The 11,787-nt window shown below is 30.2% G+C and carries 13 protein-coding genes; 4 read left to right on the top strand and 9 right to left on the bottom strand.

Annotated features, from left to right (window positions below; all coding sequences use genetic code 11):
- Positions 1 to 7 precede the first annotated feature (7 nt).
- Both ruvC and ISS06_01260 read right to left on the bottom strand, forming a co-directional pair.
- Positions 8 to 487, bottom strand: coding sequence for a crossover junction endodeoxyribonuclease RuvC (ruvC, locus tag ISS06_01265; protein ID MBL7053818.1), 480 nt, complete (start codon positions 485 to 487; stop codon positions 8 to 10).
- A gap of 3 nt (positions 488 to 490) precedes the next feature.
- Complete coding sequence (locus ISS06_01260; GenBank protein ID MBL7053817.1) at positions 491 to 1,207, bottom strand: YebC/PmpR family DNA-binding transcriptional regulator; 717 nt, start codon at positions 1,205 to 1,207, stop codon at positions 491 to 493.
- A 94-nt stretch (positions 1,208 to 1,301) separates the two neighbouring features.
- Between ISS06_01260 and ISS06_01255 the strand changes: the two genes are divergently transcribed.
- Entirely contained in the window at positions 1,302 to 2,333 is a 1,032-nt protein-coding gene (locus ISS06_01255; protein ID MBL7053816.1) for a bifunctional phosphoglucose/phosphomannose isomerase, read from the top strand.
- Positions 2,334 to 2,633: 300 nt separating this feature from the next.
- Here the strand turns inward: ISS06_01255 and ISS06_01250 are convergent, their stop codons facing one another.
- Positions 2,634 to 3,152 carry a hypothetical protein gene (locus ISS06_01250; protein ID MBL7053815.1) on the bottom strand — a complete coding sequence of 173 codons (519 nt, stop codon included), beginning with the start codon at positions 3,150 to 3,152 and terminating at the stop codon, positions 2,634 to 2,636.
- Between ISS06_01250 and ISS06_01245 the strand changes: the two genes are divergently transcribed.
- Both ISS06_01245 and ISS06_01240 read left to right on the top strand, forming a co-directional pair.
- On the top strand, positions 3,151 to 4,035 hold the full coding sequence (locus ISS06_01245; GenBank protein MBL7053814.1) for a hypothetical protein: 885 nt from the start codon (positions 3,151 to 3,153) through the stop codon (positions 4,033 to 4,035). The genes ISS06_01250 and ISS06_01245 overlap by 2 nt on opposite strands.
- 6 nt (positions 4,036 to 4,041) lie before the next feature.
- Positions 4,042 to 5,781, top strand: a complete 1,740-nt coding sequence (locus tag ISS06_01240) for a sulfatase-like hydrolase/transferase (GenBank protein ID MBL7053813.1) — start codon at positions 4,042 to 4,044, stop codon at positions 5,779 to 5,781.
- Positions 5,782 to 5,841: 60 nt separating this feature from the next.
- Here ISS06_01240 and ISS06_01235 read toward each other — a convergent pair whose 3' ends face one another.
- The 6 genes from ISS06_01235 to ISS06_01210 all read right to left on the bottom strand — a co-directional run bounded on the left by ISS06_01235 (position 5,842) and on the right by ISS06_01210 (position 9,883).
- Positions 5,842 to 6,234 carry a hypothetical protein gene (locus ISS06_01235; protein ID MBL7053812.1) on the bottom strand — a complete coding sequence of 131 codons (393 nt, stop codon included), beginning with the start codon at positions 6,232 to 6,234 and terminating at the stop codon, positions 5,842 to 5,844.
- A 19-nt stretch (positions 6,235 to 6,253) separates the two neighbouring features.
- A complete protein-coding gene (locus ISS06_01230) occupies positions 6,254 to 6,634 on the bottom strand; it encodes a hypothetical protein (protein MBL7053811.1) in 381 nt (126 codons plus the stop codon).
- Positions 6,635 to 6,653: 19 nt separating this feature from the next.
- Entirely contained in the window at positions 6,654 to 7,028 is a 375-nt protein-coding gene (locus ISS06_01225; protein ID MBL7053810.1) for a hypothetical protein, read from the bottom strand.
- Between the two features lie 203 nt (positions 7,029 to 7,231).
- The gene (locus ISS06_01220; GenBank protein MBL7053809.1) at positions 7,232 to 7,573 is read right to left on the bottom strand and encodes a hypothetical protein; all 342 of its coding nucleotides are present in this window, start codon (positions 7,571 to 7,573) and stop codon (positions 7,232 to 7,234) included.
- A gap of 12 nt (positions 7,574 to 7,585) precedes the next feature.
- The gene (locus tag ISS06_01215; GenBank protein MBL7053808.1) at positions 7,586 to 8,500 is read right to left on the bottom strand and encodes a hypothetical protein; all 915 of its coding nucleotides are present in this window, start codon (positions 8,498 to 8,500) and stop codon (positions 7,586 to 7,588) included.
- Between the two features lie 3 nt (positions 8,501 to 8,503).
- Positions 8,504 to 9,883: an extracellular solute-binding protein gene (locus ISS06_01210; GenBank protein MBL7053807.1), complete on the bottom strand. Its 1,380-nt coding sequence runs from the start codon at positions 9,881 to 9,883 to the stop codon at positions 8,504 to 8,506.
- A gap of 100 nt (positions 9,884 to 9,983) precedes the next feature.
- Here ISS06_01210 and ISS06_01205 point away from each other — a divergent pair.
- The coding region (locus ISS06_01205; protein MBL7053806.1) for a transglycosylase domain-containing protein at positions 9,984 to 11,787 on the top strand (1,804 nt) is incomplete at its 3' end.

The raw sequence follows: 11,787 nt of genomic DNA, 5'->3' as shown, positions 1-11,787 counted from the left end.
ATACCTTTTAATTGAACGTTTTTCTCTGTGAACAGACAATTGCAATCGCCAAAGCATCGGCTGCATCATCTGGTCTAGGAACCTTGTCCAAACCAAGAACCAATTTGACCATTTTCTGAACTTGCTGTTTAGATGCTTGGCCATATCCCGTAATTCCTTGCTTTACTTGTAATGGAGTAATCTCTAAAATTTCTGCCTTTGTTCTAGCTGAAACCAAGATAAGCACCCCTCTTGCTTGCCCAACATTTATAGCTGTTTTAACATTTTTAGCAAAATATATATTTTCTATTCCTATCTTGTCAGGATTGTATTTTTTTATTATCCCTTCTAATTCATTATATATATCAAGTAATCTTAATGGAAATTCCTTTTTAGAAGGCGTCTTGATCGTTCCATAATCAACCAAAGCAAGCTTATTGTCTTCGGAAAAATTAATCAGACCATATCCTGTCGTGGCTATGCCTGGGTCAATTCCAAGTATAATCATATATTATTCTATATTAGTGTAACAATCACTTATGTCTGGGTCATCTTCTATTTCTGCTAAAAGGGAATCAATTTTTAATTGGATTGATTTATCAATTTTAATTAAGTCCTTGGCCACAAACTCTATTCTAGCATCTCCTATTTCTGCTTTTTGTTCTAATTCTTTTTTAATTTTTTCTAAATCCCCAGAACTAGTATAAAAAATAACTTCATCTTCTTGTTTAGCTATGTCTTGAACATCTAAGTCAATGGCCATTAATTCAACCTCGTCCATGTTTTTTATCTTATCCTTATCAACTCTAATAACTCCCTTTTGTTCAAACATCCATCGTACTGTATTTGGTTCTCCCATGCCTCCTTTGTATTTTTTAAAAATTGTTCTTAAACTATTTATAGTTCTGTTTCTATTGTCAGTTAGGGCTTGAATTATTATCTTTACTCCGGCTGGACCAAAGGCCTCATAAATTACTTCTTCTATTTGTTTATCGCCAGTATCTCCTGTTCCTCTTTTAATAGCTCTCTCAATATTTTTATTAGGCACATTTGCTTTTTTAGCTGTTTCAATGGTTAACCTTAACTTAAAGTTAGCCTCTGTGTCCCCACCTCCTTCTCTGGCTGCCACAGTAATAGCATTGCCTAATTTTGTAAACAATACACCTTTTTTTGCATCACTAGCTCCTTTGGCGTGTTTTATTTTATGCCACTTAGAATGTCCACTCATAATTATTACTTATTTTATTATCTGCCTGTATGGTAGCAAAAAAATAACTGCTTGTCTATTGTCTAAAAATAGAAAAATTTGATATAGTTATTGCATGACAATTATTGACGACTTAAAAAAAATAAAGCAAATAGACAAATCAAATATGATTAATGACTTAATTAAAATGCCTGCAACTTGGCTGGATGCCTATAATTTGTCTAAAAAAATTAAAATATCATATAAAAAGAAAAATTTTAAAAATATTTTTATATGTGGAATGGGCGGTTCTGGGATTGGAGGTGAATTAATAAATAACTTATTAAAATCAAAAATCAAACAAACAATCATAATAAATCGCTCCTTTAATATTCCTAAATCTGTCGGGCCTAATGACTTAATTTTTATCAATAGTTATTCTGGCAACACGGCCGAAACAATAGCCTGTGCAAAACAAGCTTTTAAACAAAAAACAAATATATTTATAATAACTCATAATGGTTATCTTAAAGAATTAGCCAGCGAAAAAAAAATTGATATTTTCAAAATAAAACCCGAATTATTGCCTAGAACAGCTTTGCCTTATTTGTTTATGCCTATTTTATCTGTTCTAAAAAAATTAAAAATAATAAATAATTTAGACCTTAATATAACTAAAGAATTAACTAAACTAACAATTTTTAATAAATCCCTTTCAATAAAAATACCAACTGAAAAAAATATGGCCAAACATCTTGCCTATTGTATTTTTGATCATTTACCTGTAATCATTTCAAGCGAAGAAGTATCTGCCCTAGCTAGAAGAATGAAGACACAAATAGCAGAAAACAGCAAAATGTTTTGTTTTTTTGAAAATGCTCCAGAAATTTTTCATAATTCAATAACTAGTAATCAGCCAAGGAGAATGAAAGATGAAATTATATTTTTAATTTGGGCTAATTCAATTAAAAAAGAATCTTTAAAGAAATTCAAAAAAATAATTACCAAGCAAGAAATAAGATATGAAATAATTCCTGATTTTAGTGATAACCTTTTAGGCAATTTACTATGCTCTATTTTGTTAATTGATTGGACAAGTTTTTATTTATCAATTCTTAACCAAATAGACCCATCTCCAGTAAAAATCATAGAAGAGTTCAAAAAATAATCAATTATCCTTTCTCTGCACAAAGCTTTGGCAAGCACAGTAATAATTATTGAGTTATCAATATATGATAAAAAAAATTAATTTAAGAATAAAACAATGGCCTTGGTTGAGCTATTTTTTAGTTTTTAGCATTAGTTTTATTATTTTCTTATATGTTCTAACTCCTCCTGGAATTATTGGACCAGATAGCTTCTACCACACAAAAATGGCCCTAATGATGAAACAACAGGGCATTATACAGGATTTTCCCTGGCTTCAATTCACAACCTATAAAAACTTATTTGTTGACCACCATTTTTTTTACCATCTATTGCTAGTTCCTTTCATTAACATCCCTTCTCCAAGCAACCTTGACCCACTGGCAATGGAAATAGAGCCCTTGATCAAGACAAAGCTTGCTACAGCTTTTTTTGGTGCTCTTTGTTTTTTGTTTATTTTTTGGTTTTTAAAAAAAATAAAAGCAAAAATCCCATTTTTTTGGACAAGTATTGGATTTTTTATATCATGGTTTTTATATCGCCTATCCTTAACTAGAGCTCCTGCTCTTTCAATCATAATCTTGATTATGGGTATTTTTGCTATTCTTAAAAAAAGATATTTTCTTTTATTTTGCTTATCTTTTTTATATGTATGGACATATGGTGCTTGGCCATTAATTTTAATAATTGTAATTTTATATTCTCTAGCTAGTTTATTTGAAAAAATATCCAAACAAGCAACCATGTCTTTTGTGTCTTTTAAAATTGCTCTTAAATCTTTATTTAAAGCGCCAAATATTAAACTTGGTTTTAGTTGTCTGACTGGATTACTGGCTGGCATGATAATCAATCCTTATTTTCCAAAAACATTTCCATTTTATTGGTTTCAAACATTTAAAATAGCGGTTCTTAATTATTCTTCCAAAATTCCAGTCGGCAATGAATGGTATTCTCCCGAAATAAACAACTTTATGATTAGCCTTTTCCCTCTTTTAATTTTATGGCTAATTTCCATGGCTTGGTTTATTTTCACAATCAAACAACAAAAGAAAAAACATTGGTTTTTTCTTTTATTAACAATGTTTTTTCTTGCTTATACTCTAAAAAGTAGGAGAAATATAGAATACTTGGTTCCTTTTATGATATTTTTTAATGCTGTTATCTTTACTCAAATAATTAAAAAAATATCCTGGCAAAAAATAACAAATCAATTAAAATCAATTTTTTATTCTGACCAAGGAATATTTTATTTTTTACTAATATCTATTATAAGCTTTGTGTCAATTTGGTTAAGCATTTTTTACTTTAATAACAGTATAAATAAATTACACGATAATTATAAAAACAAAAGCATTCCCTTAAATCATTTACAAGCGGTTAGTAATTGGCTAATCAAAAATACCCTGCCAAAAGAAGTTATATTTCATAATAGATGGGACGACTTTCCTGAATTATTTTACTTTAATCATCAAAATTATTATATTAACGGACTAGACCAAACATTTATGTATGAATTTAATGATAAAACATATAAACAATGGGAAAAAATTATAGGCCTAAAAATAGCCCCAAATAAAACAGGACAAACAATCAAGCAAGCTTTTAAAACAGATTACATTTTGGTCAATAAAAAAAATAAAAAATTTGCTGACTGGCTCAAGAAAGATAATTCCTTGAAAAAAGTATTTGAAGATTATCAAGCCATGATTTACAAAATCAATTAAAGATAAGTGGAAATCAAACAAACTAAAATTGAATTATTTCTATTTACTTTCTGTTATGTTAGTAATTTTTTTGTTTTAATAATTTTGTCTTTATATTCATCCCAACCAGCCATAGAATTATTTAAATTCATTCAAATAATAGCTTTTATTATTGTTTGTTTATTTTTTTTAAAAAAAATAAACAAACTAATTGCTTTTATTTTTTCTAATATAATTTATTTTTTTTATTTAATTTTAATAACATTTTTAATATTAACTCAAACAAAACTTAGCTTTTCTTTTTTGAGCAGAAACATCCAAGACATCAACAGTATCTTGTTTTATTATACTTGGTTAATAATATTATTATTGATTATTTCAATAATAAATTCTAAAGCATTTTATAATTTTCAAAAAAAAATAAACAAACAAAAAATATATTTAATTTTATGCTTAATTATTGTTATTCCTTGGTGGCTACCAAGTAAATATAACAATGAATTATTTTATTTTATAAATAACATTTATAAAAAAGATAACATAATAAATTATTATGAAGAAAATACTCGCCAACAATTAATTCAAACTCTTATTCAAAACAAGGCAAACATAATAACACAAGCACAAAATATAGACACCAAAAACCTTCCCAGCTATCTTGATAATATTATTATTCTACAACTAGAAAGCTTAAACAGTTTTTTAATAAACGAGCAGAATACTCCTAATTGGCTTGCTATTGCCAAACAAGGAATATTGTTCCCAAAATTTTATAGTAATAGCGTTGAAACTATTTTTGGCCAAGAAGCACTGCTATGTTCTCTGCCTGTTTCGTTTTACTCAAACCTATCCACGAGCAAAGAAGACAAAAAAATAATATGTCTGCCCGAAATATTCAAGCACTTAAAATATAAAACGTTTTTCTTTAAAACCTACAATCTAAATTTTGCCAAAACAGGACTATTTATGAAAAACCTGCAATTTGATGAAGTTCATGCCGATGATATTATGAAAGAAAAAGACCCCAAATATTTATGGGGGTATCGAGAAGATATTTTTTTTGAAAGAATGTTTGATTTTTTCAAAAAAAATAAACAACCAAATAAAAATTTTCTTTTTATAGAAATAGGGCCAACAAATCATTGGCCATTTTTAACTCCATCTAATTTAAAAAATAAAGTACCATATAAACTTCCAAAAAAACATCAAGAAAAATTAATCAATACAACTTTTTTACAAGATAAATATTTAAAAATTGCTTTAACCAAAATAAATGATGTTTTCCCTAACAAAAACTACACTTTATTTATATTAAGCGACCATGGTTGGCCAGCTGAAATACACAAAAATAATGTTTTTAATAAAAAAAATTCTTTTGAAGAAAACTTCTTGAGTTCCATGATAGTAATCTTTGGCAATCACCATCAAACTAAAAATAAAATAATTAACACAAAATATAGCCAGATGGATTTAATACCAAGTATTATGGACCTCTTTAAGATTGATTATCCAGCTAATAATTTTAGCTCTTCTTTTGTCAGCGAAATAAATGATAAAACCATCAACAATTCAACTATGATTTTAATCCAACCATTTTCTGATAAATATTTAAACCTTATTAAAGAAAATCTAAAACACCAATACAATGCCACTAGTCAAAAAATATTACTTTATAACTTAACTAAAGACCCTTTAGAAAAAAATCCCCAAACAATTGGAGATAATCAACCTACTAACCTAAAAATTATAAAAGAGTTATTAAATTAAATATTAACAAAAATCTGGCTTGCATATATATAAGCCAGATTTTTATATTCTATAAATAATTTATGAGGTTGGAGGAGTTGAAACCTCCATTAATTGTTTAATAACAAATTCAGTAGCAGCATATGATAAAAGAACAATTACCAATCCAATTACAGCAGCTCCTATCATGCCTTTGGCTTTTTTGATTTTATCTTCATTGCCAGCTGAAGTCATCCACATAAATCCACCTATTATAAAAAACACCAATAAAATCAGTGACATTAATTTCAAGACCGCTTTAATCAATCCCCCTACTATCTCGCTAGGAGACTTGTTTGTAAGCCCTGTTCCCTCCTGTGCTTCTTCTAATGCCGTTAATGGATTTATGTCTCCTTGTGCTAAAACTGGTTGAATTAAAATGAGCAATGCCAATAAAACAACTAACCAATTAATGTTTTGATTCAATTTATTCATAAACAAAATATAATACTTGTTAGCTCGCTACTGTGACTGTGCTTAATTGAATGATGATAAATTTAGCAGCCGCATAAGCAATTAAAATAATTACTATACCAATGACAGAGGCTCCCATCAATCCTTTTGCTTTTTTAATTTTTTCTTCATTACCAGCTGAAGTCATCCACATAAATCCACCTACAATCAAAAATATAACAGCAATCATTCCCATTAAACTTAAAACAATTTTGATAACATTTCCAATAACTGTTATTAAGTCAGCGTTCCCAATTTCAGCTACGCTTTTAACTTGCCCTAGGTCTTCCAACCCAAGATCTGGTTGAGCTAATACGGGTAAGGCAAATAAACAACAAGATAATAATAAAATTAAACTAACACTTTTGCTTGTGTTTCTCATAAGCACTATTTTATCTGCTTTATGCCGTGGTCACTGTGGCCAATTGATTGATAATAAAGGAAGCAGCTGCATAAGCAACTAAAACAATTACTATGCCAGTGACAGCAGCACCCATAATGCCTTTGGCTTTTTTGATTTTATCTTCATTACCAGCTGAAGTCATCCACATAAATCCACCTACAATCAAAAAGATGGCAGCAATCATTCCCATTAAACTTAAAACAATTTTGATAACATTTCCAATAACTGTTGTTAAGTCAGCGGTTCCAAATCCAGCTGCGTTTCCAAAATTTGTCAAATAATCATTTCCTAAATTTTGAGCTGATACAAGTGCTGGTAAGAATAAAAAACCAAGCATTGCTATTAAACTAATTAACAATGGAATTTTTTTCATTTTAAAATCCTCTTTTTTATTTTTGCTTTTTAACAAAAATAAAATTAATAAATTAAACGACCTTAATTATTATTATTTATATCAATAGACAAAAAATCTGTCAAATACTAAAATATAAAAACACATAAGCAGTAATCAATAATCTCTCTTACGCATAAAGCACGGATGGTAAGAAGATTTCAACAGGCACGAAATTAATCAAATCACTCCATTAATACACCTAAAATAAAAGCAAGTGCTGCATAACTAAAGAAAATAAAAGCCATTCCTAAAACAGCCCAAACAATTGCTCCCCTACCTTTCTTAATTTTTTCTGGATTACCACCTGAAGTCATCCACAAAAGTCCACCATAAATAAACATAACCAAGGCCAATACCCCTATTATTCCCATTACTGATTTAATGATATTATTAACTATCTCGGGAATTTCTTTTCCTCCCAAAGGATCTGTTAGTTCTTGTGTTTGAGCAAAAACAATTCCCGTAATAGCCAAAATAGCCAAGGTTATCACTCCTGTAAATAATATTTTTTTTGATTTAAACATATTTATAAAAAATTAATTTGAACAAGATATTGCATTAGTAGATTCATCTCCACAACATCTTTGCCAGGTAGCATTACCCACCCATCCATCTGCTCCCCCCCATCCCTGTGCATTTTGAAATGCTAAAACGCAACTCCTTGCTTGTTGGTTATAATAATTATTACTGCCTTCACATCCACAACCAAGCAAATTAAGTGCATTTTTTAATTGATACACATTATAGTCCTGACATCCTTTTGGATTATCTGCTGTGCCTCCTGGCCAATTACATCCATCTGAATCATCGTCATAACACCATTGAGCATTCATATTTGGGCCAGGTGGTGGGCATGGCTCCCATGTAGATGGGTCATCATCCCCCTCATCTCCCTGCTCTTCCCCATCTCCTTGCTCTTCCCCATCTCCCATCAAGGGGCCTTTTAATGGCCCGTCTGATAAAATAATATCTGTTCCAAGAGATTTTTCTATTGTTCTTATAATTAGAGAAGAAGACATTATAATCACTATACCAATTAAAGCACCAGTAATAATTTTTTTTCCTGTTTGTACTTTATCTGGCACCCCCCCTGAAGTCATCCATCTAAGACCTCCTAAAACAAACATAAGTAATGCAAAAACTCCTGTATATTTTAATATAATATTAGCTAAATTAATGCCAATTCCAATAAAATCACTCAATTGACAATCCCCACAACAAGCACATACTGGATGAGAAATAATTCCACCAACATGGCAATCATTAACCTCATTTGCAAGGTTTGAGCCACCTCCTTGACACTGACAATTATAAATATTATCTGACGCTGTTACTTGGCAAGACGAAGTCAATCCACGCCCAATAGTCCTTGATATGCTTGCCTTTGATATGTTAATACCTCCAAGCAATAAAAATGAAATTAAAAATAAAAATAATATTTTTTTAAACATATTCTAATATGTTAAATTAATTCTTTTAACAGCATACTCAATTGCTTTTTTTATTGTCTCTCCATTATATAATACATTGTCAACCATTTCTTCAAATGCTTCCTTAACCAAAAGATAATTCTTCCCCTTATACCAAGTTTGAGCAGTTAAAACGCCTTTTACAAAAGGTTGTAAATCAAAATCCTCCATTTGCCATTCAATCAATGCTCTGTGAGCAGTTGGTTTTTTAGTTCTTTCTAAAAATGTTTTTGCATTAGCATCCTTTGATGCATGAAGCACAAAGGCCCATGCCTCTTCTGTGTGCTCTGATTTTTTTGAAACCGTCTCCAACCAATAACGAGCATAATTAACCTCTTTTAATGTACCTGATATTTGTGGAACTTTTGCCATATCAAAATTTAATTTAGGGGCCTGTTTTTTTATTGCCGAAAGATAATCTGAATAACCAAAAATAAAGCCTGTTTTGCCAGCCACAAAAGCATCTAAATCACTGGGCATGTCCTTGTTCCAAGTATAGCTTCCGTTTGATGGACTAGCAAAATTAACATAAAACTGTAATGCTTCTTGGCCTGGATAATAATCAGAATCATCCATTGATTCTTTATCAAACAAAGCTCTGTTGTCATTTGACATGTTTGTCCCACTTTGCATCATTAGTAAAGAGATAATATCAGGCATGTATTTTATATTTTTTGACGTGCCAATAGCCGCTCCTGATTGAACAAAATTACCATAACGATCTTGTAGAGTAATTGCTTTTGTTTGAGATACAAACTCGTCCCAATTTTTGGGCGGATTGACAATGCCTTTATTATTTAAAAAATTACGATTATAATACATTGTTAAAATATCCAAAGAAAGAGGCAGGCCATAAATCTTGTTATTATCAACCACAATATCTTTTGGAACTACTTCGACAAATGTTTCTCTTAATCCCCTTAAGGTTGGTGTTTTTATTTTTTGCTCTATTATTTTCTTTTCTTTTTTAATTGAGCCAACAATTATTGTTTTAGCCATTGAAAAATCTGTGTTCATTGACAATAATGAGATTTTTGTTTTATATTTTCCCAACCAAGTGTTTGGTATTGAAAAAATGTCCGGACCCCTATCTTCTGCCCAGGCCTCTAACAATGCTTGTTCATATTCTTCCGCTCTAATAAGCTTATAAGTAATTGAAATATGAGGATATAATTTTTTAAATTCATTTATAATATAAGAAAAAGAGTCTTGTCCATCATCAACTCTCCAATAAACTAAATTAATTGGTTTAATTTTCTCTTGTAATTCTTTTGGTGCTCCCTTGCACCCTATTCCTGAAACCAATAAAAATATTAAAATCAATAAAATAATTGTTCCCTTGGGTTTATTTTTCTTTAAAAACATAAATATATTATATTATTATTTTACATAAATGTTAATACTTAGATATTAACACTTAAAATAAAAAAAGACAACAAAAAATATATATGTTATAGTTATTTTTATGGAAAAGAAATGGAAGACAACCAAAATTAAAAAGAAAGCCCAAGCCAGAACACATCATCAGCCTAAAAAATCTTGGCAAAAAAAATCAAAATCAAGATTTTCTAGCCGCCGAATAAAACAAGCAAAGCCCGGTTTATTTAAAAAAATAATAATTCTAGGAATTGTTTTGTTTTTTATTGGCAGCTCATTAATTGTCGCAACAATAAGTTGGCTAAATTATACTCTCCCATCTCCTGAAAAACTTTTAGAAAGAGACCTTGCTCAAACAACAAAAATATACGACCGTACAGGAAAGGTTATTCTTTATGAAATCTTTGCAGAACAAAGAAGAACAATGGTTAACCTGACTGAAATACCAAAAAATTTAATTCAGGCTACTTTGGTTGCCGAAGATAAGGATTTTTTTACTCATCCTGGATTTGATTTAAAGGCAATTCTAAGAGCAATTATTGTTGACATTATTCAGGGAGGAAAAGTGCAAGGAGGGTCAACTCTTACACAACAATTTATAAAAAATGCTTTTTTAACAACCCAAAAAACATATAAAAGAAAAATAACTGAAATTTTACTAGCATATCAAATAGAAAAAAAGTTTTCTAAGCAAGAAATTCTTCAAATGTATTTTAATGAAATTCCCTATGGCTCAAATGCCTATGGAGCAGAAGCAGCTAGTCAAATTTATTTTTCAAAAACAGTTAGAGACATTACTCTTGATGAAGCGGCCTTGTTGGCATCGCTACCAAAAGCACCCACTCATTACTCTCCTCACGGAAATTATCAAGATGAACTAATAAATAGAAGGAATTACATTCTAAATGCAATGAAAGAATTAGGATACATTACCAAGCAACAACAAGTTAGCGCCAAGAAAATCAATACACTTGAAAAAATATCACCAAAGCACGCCAACATTATAGCTCCTCATTTTGTAATGTATATTAAAGATAAACTTACTGAAAAATATGGAGCCAAACAGATAGAACAAGGTGGTTTAAAAATAATAACAACCATAGATATTGCCAAACAAACAATTGCCGAACAAGCAATTGCTAAATACGCTGAAATTAACCAAAAAAAATATAATGCCAGTAATGCTGCCTTGATTTGTCTTGATGTTCAAACAGGAGAAATACTAGCCATGGTTGGCTCTAAAAATTTTTTTGACAAAGAAATTGACGGACAAGTTAATGTAACAATCAGCAATCGTCAACCAGGTTCATCTTTTAAACCAATTGTCTATGCTGCTGCGTTTAGCAAGGGATATACCCCTGAAACAATCCTGTTTGATGTTGAAACTAATTTTGGTCCAGCAGGGCCAGACAAAATAGATTATATTCCAAAAAATTATAATGAAGAATATTTTGGACCTGTTAGCATTAGAAAAGCACTGGCTGGCTCATTGAATGTGCCTGGCGTAAAAACTATTTATTTAACTGGCATGGACAGTGTTTTAACTCTTGCTCAAAAAATGGGCTATACAACTCTTGATGACAGAAAAAGATATGGCCTGTCACTAGTTCTGGGAGGAGGCGAAGTTAAATTATTAGAACACGTGTCTGCTTTGGCAGTCTTTGCTAATCATGGGAAAAAAGCCACGATTATTTCTATTTTAAAAATAGAAGATAATAATAAAAATATATTGGAAGAAAAGAAAGATGCCAATCTTTCAAGCGAAAAAATTATTTCTCCTAATACAGCCAATTTAATAACCAGCATTTTGTCTGATAATGATTCCAGGTCTTTTGTGTTTGGAGAAAAAAATTCACTCACATTACCAGACAGACCAGTAGCCGCTAAAACAG

Source organism: Patescibacteria group bacterium, assembly GCA_016784145.1.
Lineage (GTDB): Bacteria > Patescibacteriota > Patescibacteriia > UBA2591 > UBA6264 > BS150m-G65.
Note: the sequence above shows the minus strand (reverse complement) of the source record. Positions and strands in the feature narration are given on the sequence as shown.